Genomic DNA, 15,701 nt, shown 5'->3' with positions numbered 1-15,701 from the left:
TATTTTTATTAAATGGAAAAAATTATGAAAAATAAAATTATTTCGTCAGTGCTTTTTTCTGCTCTTGCTCTAGCAGGATGTAATGCACAAGCAGAAAAAACAAACTTTGACAATTTGTCTCAAAGCGATAAAGATCAAATTGGAAAAATTGCCTCTGATTATATAATTGATCATCCAGATGTATTAATTAAAGCTTCTAATAAATTACAGAGTCAGCAAGAAGAACAGCAAAAAGCAGAAGCAAAAAAAATGGTGAAGGCGGTACTTGCAAACAAAGAAAAATTATTGTCTGATCCTGCAACACCAGTTTACGGACCTCAAGATGCTAAAGTTGCTTTAATTGAGTTTTTTGATTATCAATGTGCATATTGTTCAAAAATGGCACCATATATGAAACAAATTGAAGAAAAATACCCTAAGGTCAAATTTGTATTTAAAGAAACGCCAATTTTCGGAAGTCAATGGGAAGCATCAGATTATGCGGCAAAAGTAGGGCTTTGGATTTATAAAAATTACGGAAGTAAAGCTTATAATAATTATCATAATGACCTATTTGCTACTAATAAAATGGAAGGACAACTTCAAAAAAGTGATATTAATGCAGTGGCAAAGAAAATAGGTGCAGATATAAGTAAATTTGATGATAAAGAAAATACATCTGTTGATATTTCTTTGTTTAAGGACCTAGGATTCCAAGGTACTCCATCATTTATAGTAATGCCAGTGAAAAATGCCAATGAAAATAATACATTTGTCATACCAGGGGCAGATCCGAACTCCATTGTAACTGCAATAGAGAAAGTACAGAAACAAACTAACTAATATACGCCTAAAATCTGGTATATTGATTTTTTGTTGGAATGAACTTCTTGCTTGAAAATGATAACAATTCTATTGTTATCATTTTTTTTAAATAATACTATTCAGATATCTAACCAAATTATACTTTTACCTAAGTTAAATTGTTTATATTTCAAATAATATTCCAAATAGTCATTGATATATGAGTTTTATTCATGTACATTATTGTTTTTTTTTGAATATGATAAAAAATGGAAAATATAGGGTTAAAAAGAAATTTAAAAGCTAGACATTTAAATATGATAGCTTTAGGTGGTTCAATTGGTACTGGAATATTTTTAGGAAGCGGTTACGCACTTCATGTTGCAGGACCTGCTGGAGCCGTTCTTGCGTATGCTTTATTATCAATAATGGTTTATTTTTTGATCACAAGCTTAGGGGAAATGGCTACTTTTAGACCAACCTCAGGGTCTTTTTGCGAGTATTCTACTGATTATGTTGGCCCATCATTTGGGTTTGCTATGGGTATAAACTATTGGTTTAATTGGGCTATCACTATAGCAGCTGAAATATCTGCTGCTGCGATCATAATGAAATTTTGGTTTCCAGATATCTCACCTATACTAATTTCAAGTTTAATTTTTTTATTGGTATTATTTTTTAATGTTTTTTCTGTGAAAATATTTGGTGAGACTGAGTATATTTTATCCTTTATAAAAGTTGCGGTCATCATAACATTTATTATATTAGCTTTTGCTTTAGTCGTATCGAAACCTTCACTTGCATCTCAAAATATATTTACTGCAGACGGCCCCTTTCATCAAGGTTTTTATGGATTTATGTCCGTTTTTCTGATTGCTGGTTTTTCTTTTCAAGGATGTGAATTAATTGGAATTAGTGCAGGTGAAACAAAAGATCCACAAAAATCAATTCCAAAAGCTGTTCGTTCTGTGTTTTGGAGATTGATTTTATTTTATATATTAGCAACAGCTCTTATTGGTTTATTAATTCCTTTTAACGATCCAAAGCTATTTATACAAGATAGTGTGGAGTCAAGTCCGTTTACTTTAATTTTTATGAAGTTTTTTGGTCAGGGTTTGGCAACAAACTTTATTAACTTGGTTATTTTAATTGCGGTGATATCAGCGGCTAATGCAAGTATGTATGCTTCAACCAGAACGTTATTTTCGATGGGACAAAAATCTCAAGCACCAAAAATATTCGCTAAGACCAATAAATATGGATTACCTATTTATGCTCTTATTGCGACAGCTTTAGTTGGTTCAGCATTTTTATTATCTGCATTTTCTAAAAATGAAAATATTTTTTCAACATTATTGACTATATCTGCGTTGTGTGGATTTATAGCTTGGTTTGGTATTGCTCTTAGTCACTTTAAGTTTCGAAAAAGTATTGGGGAGGATAAGGTTAATAACTTAAAATATAAATCAAAATTTTATCCAATTGCTCCTTTATTAGCTATGATTTTTATCGTAATAATCATAGCAGGACAAATAACTCAATTTGATCTAAACCTTATAAATATTTTAGAAAATTATGGAGCTTTGATTATTTTTATAGCCTTAATTATTATTCATAAAATATTTTCCAAAAGATAATTACATTTAATTAAGATTTGTATTGTACAAACAAGCTTGTATCTGTATAGTACAAATCATTTATAGTCTTCCATTTTTTCTGCTTCATTAAATAATTTTCACAAAACTCATCCCAAATACCTGTTATAGAAATATTAAATTTCAACTCATAACAAAATAATACCGTTCATCAAATAGGTTTTGTGACAATCTTTCATTGCTATTACGATGGTCATAATTATTTTTGACGAAGGAAAATAAAAATGAAGAAATATAAAATGATTTTTCTTGGAGTTATTTCAAGTTGTATTTTGTTTCTTTCTGTTACTAATGCAAATGCAGATAGTTTTAGGTTTGTAATAAAAGATCATGGCCATTACCATGGTGGTTGGAGGCATCATGGTGGTTGGAGACATCATAGTGGTTGGAGACATCATGGTGGTTGGAGACATCATGGTGGTTGGAGACACTATAATCGTTGGGAACACCGTCACTGGAGAAGGGCACATTGGAATAGAAGTCACCCTCATTGGCGTTGGCGTTGGAGACATCCTCATTGCAGACATGGGTATTGTCCAAGATATTAATAAATAAAGTTTATTATTTGATAGTTTGCCTAGAAAATATTATTCTTATTTTAAAATATAATTTTAGTACTTAAGAGTAATATTGTAATTATGAATATAGGCGAATTATCAAAGCAAACAAATGTATCTAAGGTGGCTATAAGATATTATGAAAATATGAATTTAATTCAATCTATACGTCAAGGAAATGGTTACAGGTATTTTAATGAAGAAGCTAAACAAAGAATTATTTTTATTAAGAATGCCCAAAACTTAGGTTTTGATTTAAAAGAGATTAGAGATTTTTTTAATTTAGAACTTTTAGAGTCGGGTAGTTACCAAATTAAAAATAAAATTCAAAAGCAACAACATAAAATTAAAGAAAAGATTTCAAAATTAAAAAGTTTAGAGTACGTTCTTTCCGAGCTTGATAGGGCTTGTGATGGTAAAATGGAGACTAAAGATTGTCCCATTTTACAAAAATTATATTTGGCTGCAAAAAATTAAGGAGCACTTAATTTCTGCTTAGATCTAAAACTACATCTTTTTTTTCAAAGGTATATGATTTAAAAATTAATACTATTCCAATTATGAACATTGGTATTGATAGCACTTGTCCCATTGTCAACCAATTCCATGCGAGATAACCAATCTGTGGATCAGGTTCTCTAAAAAATTCGCTTATAAATCTAAATATTGAATAAAAAACCATAAACATACCAGAAAGATACATAGGAGCTCGACTCTTACGGGATAAGGATGCTAAAATAATAAAAAGTAAAACACCTTCCAGTAAAAATTCATAAATTTGGCTTGGGTGTCTAGGTAATGGCCCTGCATTTGGAAAGATCATTCCCCAGGGTAATGAAGTCGTTTTGCCATACAATTGCGCACCTAGAAAATTTCCTATTCTTCCGAGAGCTAACCCGATTGGAATAGCAGGTGCAATAAAGTCAGATATTGAAAAAAAACTTCTATTATATTTTTTTCCATAAATAAATATAGCCAATAAAACTCCTATCATACCTCCATGATAAGACATTCCTCCATGCCATATTTGGAAAATTTGTAATGGGTTATTTGAATAAAAAGGTAAGTTATAAAATAAAACATAGCCAAGCCTACCACCAAGTATACAGCCAATACCAATAAATAAAGTTAAATTTTCAAGTTGGTCTTTTTTCCAAGGTAAATTATACTTTTTTATACGCATTTTTAAAAACATAGATGCAAGACCATACCCTGATATGTACATTATGGCATACCAGTAAATATGTATTGGCCCTATGGAGAGAGCAACAGGATCTATATTGGGGAAATTAAGCATTTTATTCCTAGTTGATTAAAAATGCTTATTATACAAATTTGTAATTTAAAATATGTTAAATTAAAGTTATTTTAATACATTGCTTTTGCGGAGAAAATAAAATGTCTATTCATTTATCGGAGTTTAAAAACATTACTTTTTGGATAAAATTATATTCTCTAGTAATGAAAACTGTTTCTATAATCTAATTGTTGAAATTGATGGCGAAGAACATGTTATTTTAGATAGTAAAGATAAACTAGTTACGAAAAATTCTGTTCAAGAACTTCTAACTTTGATTGGTTCAATAGAGACAAAATATTACATTTTACGACACTCCAATGTATATGACGAAATGATTTCATCTCCTCGAGAGAGTAGACATATTGATGTAATATTAAATAAAAAAGAGCTTTTTTATTGAGTTAAGAGTGTGTATTTATTTAAAAAACTTATATTAGATTGTCTGAAAGTATGATAATTTAAGTTACAAATTTGAATAATGACAACATTTATGGAAGATCTATTAGATATTAAGGAAGACTTAACTTTTACTGTTTCTGAAATTTTTAAAATACCTCCTGAAAATATTAATGCAAATCGAATTAATGATGGCAACATGAATTATGTTTTTAAGTTTTGCTCTGACGAAATTAAAAATTCTATGATCATCAAAAAGTCAGTTAACTATATTCCTTGTTTGGGGAAAAATTATTATTTATCGAGTGATCGGATCTTAGTTGAAATTGAGTTTTATAATTTTCTAAATAAACATTTACAAATGTTTTCTCCTAAAATTTTCAAATATTCTAAATTAAATAAATTCATTATCATGGAATATTTACATGAGCATGAAACTTTAACAAGGCTTTCTTTAAAAACGGATCATATTAACTTTGGTAAGATAGGACAGTTTTTGGCTCATATGATTTTCTTAACTCAGGACAAATACGGTAAAAGTAAATTGATGGGTCATCAACAAAAGATTTTTCAAGATAACAATCTAAAAAATCTACATATTGATTATATCTTTAATTATCCATATGAAGAGCATGAAACTAACAACTATGGTTTACATTTAGTTAAAGAAGTTGAATTGATACAAAATAATAAATATTTATTAGATGAAATAAAAAAATTAAAAGTTAAATATATAAATGATACAGAGTCTTTAATTCATGGCGACTTTCATCTTGGTAGCGTGATGTCAAATTTAAATGATAGTATCAAAATAATTGATCATGAGTTCTGTTGCTTTGGCCCTTCTTCTTTTGATATTGGTGTTTTTATAGCCCATATTATAGTTATTTTAGTTGTGCCAGGCCAGGATCGATTGAAGGTGTTAGAATTTTTGAATGATTTTTGGAATGGTTTTAAAGACCAATTTTCTATTTTAGAAGATAACTTGAAAACTAGTTCAGAACTCCAGCAATATTTTGATAAATTATGGTTTGAATCTATCAAGTTTTGTGGATGTGAAATTATGCGGCGTATAATTGGAGCATCAAATTTTCCTGTATTTAATTTTACAGATATTAAGATGGATGAATCAGAATTGCTTCTAATTAAGTTCGGACAAGACTTGGTTCAAAATACCAAATCCTACCAATTACCTCTTGATTTGGTTAATGGAGTAAAGTTTTAATAAATGTTAATCAGTATAATTATTCCAACCCATAACGATGGTGAAAATAATATTTTTTTTCAAACTCTAGAGAACCTAAGAAGCTTGAAAAATATTGAAGTTATTGTGGTAGATCTTGACAGTAAGAGTGATTTTTTAGGTAAAATTAAAAATTATTCAATTACATATTATTCTGTTCCACTTCAATCTCGTGGCAAACGGCTATCATATGGTTCCAAAAGAGCTAATGGGGATATAATTCTGTATCATCATCCCCGTTCGCTGATAGATATTCGTGCAATTGATTTTTTAAAAGAACATCATCAAAGTTTTCATTGGGGAGCACTAACTCATAATTTTATTGAAAAACGATGGTTTTATAAATTTACATCATGGTATTCAAATTATATTCGTGGAGATATAAGAAAAATTTACTACTTGGATCATTGTATTTTTGTTAAAAAACATATTTTAGATGAAATTAATCACATGCCACCTCATGAGATTTTTGAAGACACAGTACTTTGTAATCTATTAAAAAAGGTTTATAAGCCTATTCGAATAGAATTTGTTTCTCAAACATCAGCCATAAGATTTGAAAAAAATGGAATAGTTTTTCAATCATGTATGAATTTTATTTTAAAATTATGTTTTGCAATAGGGATAAGCACAAAAAAATGAATGAAATTTATGAAAAAGGGTTAAATTTAAATTCCAAAAAATGATATTACAAAATGTCATCTCTAGCACACTTTTCACATATGCAGTCGATTTCCAGTTGAGGACCATCGATTTGAAATCCAGATTTTTTGATATTTGCATTCAGCTCATTTATTAGAGCTGGATTTAACTCAATCTCTTTTACTTTTTTGCACTTTTTACAAATAAGGAATTGTTGAGCAACATGGTTGTGATCACAAGTTATGTGTGAGCAAAAGATGTATTTATTTTGTGATGCTAATTTATGAATAATATTTATTCCAAGAAATAAGTTTAATATTCTATAAATTGACATGGCATGCATTGGTTTTTTTTCATCATGATTATATAAATCGGCTATTTCATAAGCGGATAAAGGCGCTTCTGATTTATATAAAATATCAAGAATTTTTTTCTCTTGGGAGTTAATTTGACATCCTCACGCAAACAATGAGTTTCAATAGTGGAAAATGTTTTTTGCTGATTAGTCATATTGCTACCCTTAAAAAAATTGGTTAATGATATTTTATAACAAAAATCAAATAAATTTAAGGGCTTTATTATGTATTAATTAAACATCATATTATGATTATCTAATTCATCCATTTGTTGATTCATTAGGTGGACTTGGTAATTAATGGCTTTTTGTTCTTGCATAAACTCTCTTGACGATTTCTGTTCGTTTATTTTTATATTTTGGTAGACCTTCTGAGCCTCTTTTTCAGATAATTTTTTACCATTTTGGTAAACCTCAATATTCATTTTTGGCTTGTTATCCTTCGTACGCGTCTCTGTAATATAAACGGATTGTGTTTTAAAATGATCTTCGTTATATAAAGATTTTTGATAATTGCTTACTGCTTGATTATATTGTGTGTTGCTAATCCAGCCTACTTGACCATTTCTTTGGTCACCGACTTTAAACCAATCCTTGTTTTTAGGATCTTGATAAATTACAACAAAACTTTTAGTAAGAGGGTAGTCTTGTATAACTTTTGAACTTGTCGATGCAGATGTATATAAGTGAATTTCTTGATTTTTTTTTGTTAAATTACTTTGTTGACTTGATTTGTTTGCAGTAACGGCATAAACACCAGTTGAAACAATACCAAGAAATACTACTGACATTATTATATTTTTTGTTTTCATTCTAGATTCCTTCTAAATAAATAAGACATAATTTTGAGTGTAATTTTATTAATTAGTTCAATGCCAATATAAATTATATTGAAAAAAAAATATATATTATAGAATTACCGTGATGTTATATCATATCTAAGGAATTTAAATGAAAAAGTATATTTTAGGTCTAGTCCTATTAGTGTGTTCAAGTTTAGCACTTGCAAAATCTAACGAAATTAATGTTGTTGCTGCTGAAAACTTTTATGGCTCTGTAGCAAATGTCATTGGTGGCAAATATGTTCATGTTGAAAGTATTTTGAATAACCCTGATGCAGATCCACATTTATTTACAACTTCCGCAAAAACAAGTAAAGCTATGACGAATGCTCAAGTTTTTATCTTTAATGGTGTTGATTATGATCCATGGAGTAAGACACTACTAAATACTAAAAATAAAGATGGTAAAAGATCTGTGATTGAAGTAAGCCAATTGATGAATATTACGAGTAAAGATGCGAACCCTCACTTATGGTATAATCCTCAAACTTTCCCAACTTTAGCCAAGAAGTTAGTTGTAACTTTTACCGAAATAATGCCAGCAGAAAAAGCTTATTTTGAATCTAATCTTCAAAATTTCTTAAAAGAACATCAAAAGGTATTAGCTAAAATAGAGCAACTTAAATCTAAAACAAAAGGCGTAACAGTTACTGCAACTGAACCAGTTTTTGGCTACATGGCAGACGCACTAGGATTTGATATGGTTGGGAAAGATGTTCAGTGGACAATAATGAATGATGCAGATCCATCTGCAAAAGCATTAGCAGAATATCAAAACAATATCAAAGATGGAAAGGTTAAGGTTTTATTTTACAATAGCCAAGTAACGGATCCAGTAACGACTAATATTCAAGACTTAGCTAAGAAAAATAATGTACCTGTTGTCGGTGTAACTGAAACTCTTCCAAAGGGTGTTACTGATGTTAATACATGGTTTTTATCAGAGTTAGACGCAATTGATAAAGTTTTAAAGTAACTTTAGAATTGAATAATTCTCTCAACCCATAGTGCAAAATACGTACTTTGGGTTTCCATTTTTTTAAAAAAATTTGGATGGTGTTTTTCCATTTGTAAACTTTTTGAACATTTTAATAAAAGAACTATCACTATCATAACCTAACTCTTTTGCAACGACAGTAGTACTTTTTGCAACTGATAACCTATTCACTGATATTAAGAACTTATATTTTTGAATCCAGTCTGAAAAAGAAAGCCCTGTTTCATTCTTAAATAAGCGACTTAAATGTCTATCTGATATGAAAAAGCGAGAAGATATGTCTGATAAGGATAATTTTTCAGATAGATGGGCGTCAATATAAGAAATTATTGAAACAAGCTTTTTATTTTTTGGCACAAGCATTTTATAATTTGTTTCTGAGCTAATATCTTTTATTTCATGTTTTAGTATTTCTGAAAAAGAATTGGCTAATTGTTTTGGTAATTGTTCATTTGGGAATGTATTATCAAGCTTAATTAGCAGTGATTTTAAGAAAGGAGTGGCCATTATACAATTTGGTTTAATCATTAGTTGTGTCTCTGTGAAAACAGTCAGTAATTTTGAGTTTTTTTGAATTTCGACAGAGTGATTGAACTTTGGTGGTATCAAAATCAAAAAACCTGAAGTAATTAAATATATCTGATTATCAATATTAACTTTTAAGAGTCCATTATCCACGAAGGTAATTTGTGTTTTATTGTGTGAATGTTCATAATGATTCCACTCTTCATTAAATGGGTTTGTTATCAAAGGAAGTTTTGATTCATCAATAAATTTAATATGTTCTTCAGGGGCTACTTCTATTTGTTTCATAGCGTACTTTTTAAACTTTATTGTATATCAATTAATATATAATATTCACTGCAAGATAATAAAGGTTTTTTGTATGTCATTTCAAATTAATTAGATAAACTCGTTTAACGACAAGAAAGTAAGCATTTTTTTTCAAGTTGTTCTACATTTTTATTATGTGTAAAAAGTTTGAGTTACAATGAAAAAAATTACTTTTTTTGATAATTTGCGTGTAGTTGGCTGCGTCGCTGTTGTATTAATCCATTCAATAGGACCTTATAGAGAACAAATTGGAAAAATACCTGATTATGAATGGGCAATGGCAATTGGGTTGAATGGTTCTCTTCGTTGGGCTGTACCAGTTTTTATTATGATTACAGGTGCACTAATGTTGAGTGACACTAGAAAATTTGATTTGAATTACTTTATCAAAAGAAGAGTTTTTAAAGTATTTATTCCATTTTTAGTTTGGTCACTTTTTTTTACAGTTTTATCGGGTCTCACAAGTGCTGGTTTTGAGTATGATATATTTTTAAGTACACTCAAAAACCTTTATCATCATGAGGCTTATTATCATTTGGGTTTTTTTTATTATTTTATTCCTCTTTATTTTATTATTCCTTTTCTTAGGTACATGGTTCAAACAAATACAGAAAATAACTCTGTGGAGTTTATTATCTTGATTTGGTTAGTTTTAACTTTAATGTATTTGCTTTCTATTCAAGGGTTCTGGACTAATGATTTGTTTATGTATGGTGGATTTCTATTACTAGGGTATTATTTATATTTAAATAAAAACTTAAATATTTTATTTTTTGTTTATTGGGTTTGGTATCTTTAATCATATCTAACTATTTTGTTTTAAAAGACAGTTTCATATCTCAAACATATGATATTGGATTATGGTTTTCATACAAGACACTCAATACAGTCTTGATTGCGACTATGATTTTTTTAATTGTCAGGCAGCTTAGTGGTTATATTTCTATTAAAATACAAAAAAAATTATCATTAATTAGCAAATACAGCTTGGGTATTTACTTAATACATCCCATATTTTTGTGGCCAACAAGAAATTATGATATTTATATTGGTCCAACTATTTTTAATATTTTACTTTGGGGGATCATTAGTTTTACTCTATCCTTTGCCACTGTTCATTTTTTGTCAAAATTCCAAATGACAAGATGGCTGGTTCCATAAATAAACATGTCCGAATTGAACAATACTTCGTCTTAATAATTATAATTTGAAACCTCCATGTTTTGTAAAATGACTCCAATTTATAATTATTTGGAGTAACGAAATGAACAATCTAAAAATAGGCTTGTTATTGACCTATATAAGTATTGCTTCCTTAGCAGCAGCTGCAATTTCACCAGGATTACATGATATTAAAATATCTATGCATCTTTCAGATGTGATGACGAATGCTATTGTATCTGTTTTTTTAGTAGGTTACTTAATCGGACAATTGGTATATGGACCATTTGCCAATAGGTTTGGACGTCTCAATACCCTGAGAGCGGGATTGTTAATATACATTATAGGTTCAATCATTTGTTTAATAGCCGGTTATTTAAATTTATTTGGGATAATTATACTAGGGAGGTTTTTAAGTGCTCTCGGTGCTTCAGCTGGCTTAGCAATAACATATACTTTAATTCATGAAAGTTTAAGTAAAGAAAAAGCTAAACAAGCTCTTTCTTTCTCAGTTTTTGCATTTAGCGTTGGGATTAGCCTTATAATTTTTATAAGTGGTTTAATTACTCAATATTTTAGTTGGTATAGTATTTTTTGGCTTTTATTGTTCCACGGTATAGTAATGTTCTTCCTAACTTGGCAATTTAAGGAAACACTTACAGAACAAAAAAGTATAAATATTAAAAATATTTTTCAAGATTATAGTAATGCTTTTAAAGATAAAAATTTAATTTTTTATGCTTTTATAATTAGTTTGTTAGCTATTTTCTCCTATGGATATACAGCTTTTTCACCTATATATTGCTCTCAAGTTTTAACTCTTTCTCCACAAGAGTATGGATCATATAGTTTTATAAATACAATAGGGATGATTGGGGGTAGTTTTTTATCTAATTATTTGATGAAAAAAACATCTCCTGAAAGGACGATATTTTTACTATTGATTATGATGATTCCACTACTTTTTGTATGGGTTTTAATTGCTCTAGGATATATTGTGAGTACATCACTATTTTTTGTAATGGCAATGTTCTTCTATCTTTTTTTAGGTGCTATTATGGGTCCAGGGAGTTATTTAGCCACTAAATCCCTAGCAGATAAAGCCATTGGGAGTGGCGTTATGTCCTTTATAAATGTGGGCGCAGCAACTTTAATCGTATCTTTGATGGGCCTTATTCCTTTAAGCAGTATCTTACAATTTACAGTGGTTTTTGTGTCATTTTTTCTATTAATTTCACTGTTATCATTAAGAAAACTTTTTTCCAATAGATATGAGGCAAAAGATATTATAAAGAATTAATAAATTTTAAATGATGCATTATACCATTCGATTTGGTATATTGTATCATTTTAAAATATTCTTATATTCTCTATGATAGAAATGAAAGATCTGGTTTTGGGTTATCACAAACCCATAACTAATCCCATAAACCTTAAAATTTCTGATAACAAATGGTTAGGAGTTGTTGGGAAAAATGGTATTGGAAAAACAACCTTATTTAAAACTTTTTTAGGTATTATTAAACCTCTGAGAGGTGAGATATTAATTTTTAATCAAAAGCCAGAGAACTCAAATAATCTCATTAGTTATATCCCTCAAGAAAGAGAGCTAAATTTGCCAGATAAAATGACGGGTTACTCCCTAGTGAAATATACTTTAAGCTCTCCCCAGATTAAACAGCAAAAAAAAATTGATCGTAATTTTCTGAATAATTTAATAGATTTGGTAGATGTTGGAAGCTATATTCATCAACCGTTTTTAACTTTATCAGGAGGACAAAAAAAAAGGATATTTCTAGTCCAATCTTTAATCAGTCAACCTAAATTACTTTTACTAGATGAACCACTTGCAGATCTTGATCCTAAATCTAAAAGAGCTTTTATTGCATCCCTTCACCGTATTCGAGAACAAAGAGAGTTAAATGTTTTGATGATTTCACATGAAATGAGAGAAGTATACCAAGAATTAGATGGTTTCATGCATTTTAGTGAACAGCAGTTACATTATCACAAAACTATTGAAAATCTGGAGAGCTGTCTTTATGTTTAACTACGAATTTATGAAGTATGCTTTTATAGCAGGGACCATGATTGGTATTTTATGTGGTTTAATGAGTGTTTTTGTAATTTTAAGAAGAAGCTCTTTTGCAGCTCATGCACTTGGCCATACAAGTTTGACAGGTGCTGCTGGTTCGGCTTTAGTAGGGCTTCCAGGTGTTGTGGGACAACTGGTTATTAATGCAATTGTTGCTATTTTAATTGGATTATTTGGAGATAAAATTAAAAAAAATGATCTTTCTGTGGGTGTAATTCTATCTTTTTTTCTTGGTTTAGGTGCCTATTTTCTATTTATTTTTCAAAATAATTATTCTGGAAGTGTGATGAGTATATTATTTGGAAATATTTTGTCCATTAGTTTGGAACAGATTTGGATTCTACTGGGTTCATGTGTCATCGTTTTTATAGGTATCTCTATTTTATATAGAGTTTTTATTTTCACAACTATTGATCCGGAGTTAGCAAGAGCCTATCAGTTTCCAATGAAAAATATAAATGTTTATTTTACGCTTTTGTTATCAATTTCAGTCTCAATGGGCTGTCAAATTGTTGGAGCTCTTTTAATTTTTGCACTTATGATTATTCCAGGTGCAATAGCAACTCAGTGGTGTGATAATGTATTTAAAATGATATTTACAAGTATTATTATTTCTTTAATATCAATCTGGTTATCACTTGTAATTACATTTTACTTTAATATACCAACAAGCTTTTTAATCACTATGATTTTATGTTCTATTTATTTAGTCGGTTACATTTTTAAAATTTTTCGACGCACTGAATAAATTTTAAAAAATAAAGTCAATTTTTAACATTTTTTAGCTATAATTAAATTGTTAATATTAATCTACTGATAGGTGGTAGGCATGAAATACGTTGGATACGCTGTACAATGTTTTGGCTTTAGTGAAGAGGTTCAAGTAGAATTTGAAGCTAACTCGGATGTTGAAGCCGAGCAATATTTTATGGATTTATGTGATAATCAAAAACCTATGCAGGCATTATATAAAGGTATCAAAAAAATTGATTAAAATAACTTCAATAAAGCTAAGTTTTTTAAGGACTTTGTGCCTTTAGATTTATTTTTTTTCTACTATTAATAAATAAAACTTATATAAATTTTAACTTTTTTCTTTAAATTATTGTTCATTTGTGTTAAAAAAATAAAAAAAAAATATTTTTACAAACACACAAGGACTAAAAATGAACAATAAAAGTTTAAGAAAAACCCTTATTGCAACAGCTCTGTTGGGTATGTTGTCTACATCTTCTTTCGCTGCGAATGTGCCTGCTGGAACTGAGTTAGCTAAAGATCAAACCCTAACATTTAATAACCAAGCTGAACCTCAAACCCTAGATCCACAGTTAAATGAAGGTGCTTACGCCAATAGAATTTTAGATGATTTACTTGAGGGATTGGTCAACGTTGATGGTAATGGTAACCCTGTTCCTGGAGTTGCAAAATCATGGGAAGAAAGTAAAGATGGACTAACATATACTTTTCATTTAAGAAAAGATTCGAAGTGGTCTGATGGTTCTCCTGTTACTGCAAAAGATTTTGTTTATAGTTGGGAAAGATTAGTTGATCCAAAAACTGGAGCACCTTATGCCTATTATCCACAAATGGGTAATATTGTGAATGCTGCTCAAATTGTTGATGGAAAAATGCCTGCAAGTAAGTTAGGAGTTGTTGCTAAAGATGACTATACCTTAGTTGTAAAACTTGAAAAACCCACTCCATTCTTCATTGGTATGCTATCAAACGCATGTATGTTCCCAGTCCAAAAAGCTACTGTTGAGAAGTGGGGTGACAAATGGACTAAACCAGAACATTTCGTCGGAAATGGCGCATATAAGCTTTCAAAACATGTTGTAAATGAAAAAATAGTTTCTGTTAGAAATCCAAAATATTGGGATAATAAAAATACAGTTATTAATAAGGTTGTATATTTAGTAATTCCAGATAGAAATCAAGATTTAAATCGTTATAAATCTGGTGGCGAAGATATTAGTGCATGGCAATTACCAGGTGGAGAAGTATTTAAACAAATACAAGCTAACTTCGGTTCACAACTTAAAATTACTCCATTTTTATCTGATGAATACGCTCTTTTTAATACTAAAGTTGCACCATTTAATAATGTGAAAGTAAGAAAGGCGATTTCCTTAGTAATTAATAAAGAAGCATTGTCAAAATATGTGATGGGTGGTGCGACGGCTCCTCAATATAATTTTGCACCAGCTGGAACAGCAAACTTCTCACCTATTAAAACACCGTATCAGACGATGACACAAGAACAACGCATCGCAATGGCAACAAAACTGTTGAATGAAGCAGGGTATAATGCAAGTAATCCATTGAAATTTAGTATTTTATATTCTACGAGTGATGAGCGTAAAAAAGAAATCGAAGCTGTAGCAGCGATGATTTCCCAGGCTGTTCCATTTGTTAAACCTTCAATTGAAGTTCAAGAATGGAAAACATACTTATCAACACTTCATACTAATGATTGGCAAATGTCTCGAAATGGTTGGGTTGGAGATTACAATGATCCAATGACTTTCTACGGAAACTTGGTGTCTGGTTCACCATCTAACTATGGTAGTTTTTCAAACAAAAAATATGATGACCTTATTCAAGCTTCATATTTAGAGCAAGATTTAAATAAACGTAAAAAATATTTTAATCAAATGCAAGAAATCTTATCAACAGAATACCCTGCGGTTACTTGGTTCCAAACTAAAGCTACAACTTTAGTTAAACCTTATGTTAAGGGGTATCCAATGAATAATGCTTTAAATTATGTTTATTCTAAAGATTTATATTTAGTTAAACACTAATTAATTTTTAATATAAGCTCATAAAAACCTCAATTCT

At 29.5% G+C, this 15,701-nt stretch carries 17 protein-coding genes and 1 pseudogene; 14 read left to right on the top strand and 4 right to left on the bottom strand.

What is annotated here, in order from left to right; genetic code table 11:
• Positions 1–24 precede the first annotated feature (24 nt).
• The 4 genes from CF386_RS10805 (at position 25) to CF386_RS10790 (ending at position 3,472) form a co-directional block, all read left to right on the top strand.
• On the top strand, positions 25–822 hold the full coding sequence (locus tag CF386_RS10805; RefSeq protein ID WP_089074446.1) for a thioredoxin domain-containing protein: 798 nt from the start codon (positions 25–27) through the stop codon (positions 820–822).
• A 230-nt stretch (positions 823–1,052) separates the two neighbouring features.
• Positions 1,053–2,420 (top strand): amino acid permease, encoded by a 1,368-nt coding sequence (locus CF386_RS10800; RefSeq protein ID WP_089074445.1) that lies wholly within the window; start codon positions 1,053–1,055, stop codon positions 2,418–2,420.
• 242 nt (positions 2,421–2,662) lie between these two features.
• Complete coding sequence (locus CF386_RS10795) at positions 2,663–2,986, top strand: hypothetical protein (RefSeq protein WP_089074444.1); 324 nt, start codon at positions 2,663–2,665, stop codon at positions 2,984–2,986.
• A 90-nt stretch (positions 2,987–3,076) separates the two neighbouring features.
• Positions 3,077–3,472 carry a MerR family transcriptional regulator gene (locus CF386_RS10790; RefSeq protein ID WP_089074443.1) on the top strand — a complete coding sequence of 132 codons (396 nt, stop codon included), beginning with the start codon at positions 3,077–3,079 and terminating at the stop codon, positions 3,470–3,472.
• Between the two features lie 7 nt (positions 3,473–3,479).
• On the opposite strand, the gene lgt is transcribed toward CF386_RS10790, so the two are convergent.
• Entirely contained in the window at positions 3,480–4,292 is an 813-nt protein-coding gene (gene lgt / locus CF386_RS10785; protein ID WP_089074442.1) for a prolipoprotein diacylglyceryl transferase, read from the bottom strand.
• A 139-nt stretch (positions 4,293–4,431) separates the two neighbouring features.
• On the opposite strand from lgt, the gene CF386_RS10780 reads away from it, so the two are divergent.
• The 3 genes from CF386_RS10780 (at position 4,432) to CF386_RS10770 (ending at position 6,576) form a co-directional block, all read left to right on the top strand.
• A complete protein-coding gene (locus CF386_RS10780; RefSeq protein WP_089074441.1) occupies positions 4,432–4,695 on the top strand; it encodes a DUF6482 family protein in 264 nt (87 codons plus the stop codon).
• Positions 4,696–4,785: 90 nt separating this feature from the next.
• Complete coding sequence (locus tag CF386_RS10775) at positions 4,786–5,916, top strand: phosphotransferase (protein ID WP_158522393.1); 1,131 nt, start codon at positions 4,786–4,788, stop codon at positions 5,914–5,916.
• Between the two features lie 3 nt (positions 5,917–5,919).
• Entirely contained in the window at positions 5,920–6,576 is a 657-nt protein-coding gene (locus tag CF386_RS10770; RefSeq protein WP_089074439.1) for a glycosyltransferase, read from the top strand.
• A 46-nt stretch (positions 6,577–6,622) separates the two neighbouring features.
• On the opposite strand, the gene CF386_RS10765 is transcribed toward CF386_RS10770, so the two are convergent.
• Positions 6,623–7,024 carry a Fur family transcriptional regulator gene (locus CF386_RS10765; protein WP_089074438.1) on the bottom strand — a complete coding sequence of 134 codons (402 nt, stop codon included), beginning with the start codon at positions 7,022–7,024 and terminating at the stop codon, positions 6,623–6,625.
• Positions 7,025–7,161: 137 nt separating this feature from the next.
• A complete protein-coding gene (locus CF386_RS10760) occupies positions 7,162–7,743 on the bottom strand; it encodes a hypothetical protein (protein WP_089074437.1) in 582 nt (193 codons plus the stop codon).
• A gap of 139 nt (positions 7,744–7,882) precedes the next feature.
• Between CF386_RS10760 and CF386_RS10755 the strand changes: the two genes are divergently transcribed.
• The gene (locus CF386_RS10755; RefSeq protein WP_089074436.1) at positions 7,883–8,749 is read left to right on the top strand and encodes a metal ABC transporter solute-binding protein, Zn/Mn family; all 867 of its coding nucleotides are present in this window, start codon (positions 7,883–7,885) and stop codon (positions 8,747–8,749) included.
• 63 nt (positions 8,750–8,812) lie between these two features.
• Here the strand turns inward: CF386_RS10755 and CF386_RS10750 are convergent, their stop codons facing one another.
• Positions 8,813–9,583 carry an AraC family transcriptional regulator gene (locus CF386_RS10750; protein ID WP_089074435.1) on the bottom strand — a complete coding sequence of 257 codons (771 nt, stop codon included), beginning with the start codon at positions 9,581–9,583 and terminating at the stop codon, positions 8,813–8,815.
• A gap of 178 nt (positions 9,584–9,761) precedes the next feature.
• Between CF386_RS10750 and CF386_RS13745 the strand changes: the two are divergent.
• The 6 genes and pseudogenes from CF386_RS13745 to CF386_RS10725 all read left to right on the top strand — a co-directional run bounded on the left by CF386_RS13745 (position 9,762) and on the right by CF386_RS10725 (position 15,664).
• Positions 9,762–10,765, top strand: a pseudogene (locus CF386_RS13745) (acyltransferase).
• Positions 10,766–10,868: 103 nt separating this feature from the next.
• Positions 10,869–12,065, top strand: a complete 1,197-nt coding sequence (locus CF386_RS10740; RefSeq protein ID WP_089074434.1) for an MFS transporter — start codon at positions 10,869–10,871, stop codon at positions 12,063–12,065.
• A gap of 81 nt (positions 12,066–12,146) precedes the next feature.
• The gene (locus CF386_RS10735; RefSeq protein ID WP_225971765.1) at positions 12,147–12,815 is read left to right on the top strand and encodes a metal ABC transporter ATP-binding protein; all 669 of its coding nucleotides are present in this window, start codon (positions 12,147–12,149) and stop codon (positions 12,813–12,815) included.
• A complete protein-coding gene (locus CF386_RS10730) occupies positions 12,808–13,608 on the top strand; it encodes a metal ABC transporter permease (protein WP_089074432.1) in 801 nt (266 codons plus the stop codon). Before CF386_RS10735 ends, CF386_RS10730 begins: the two co-directional genes overlap by 8 nt.
• A gap of 81 nt (positions 13,609–13,689) precedes the next feature.
• Complete coding sequence (locus CF386_RS12880) at positions 13,690–13,854, top strand: hypothetical protein (protein WP_158522392.1); 165 nt, start codon at positions 13,690–13,692, stop codon at positions 13,852–13,854.
• 172 nt (positions 13,855–14,026) lie between these two features.
• Entirely contained in the window at positions 14,027–15,664 is a 1,638-nt protein-coding gene (locus CF386_RS10725) for a peptide ABC transporter substrate-binding protein (protein WP_089074431.1), read from the top strand.
• Positions 15,665–15,701: the final 37 nt, after the last annotated feature.

Origin of the sequence: Paraphotobacterium marinum (assembly GCF_002216855.1) — a bacterium.
GTDB lineage: Bacteria > Pseudomonadota > Gammaproteobacteria > Enterobacterales > Vibrionaceae > Paraphotobacterium > Paraphotobacterium marinum.
This window is presented reverse-complemented; position numbering and strand designations above follow the sequence as displayed.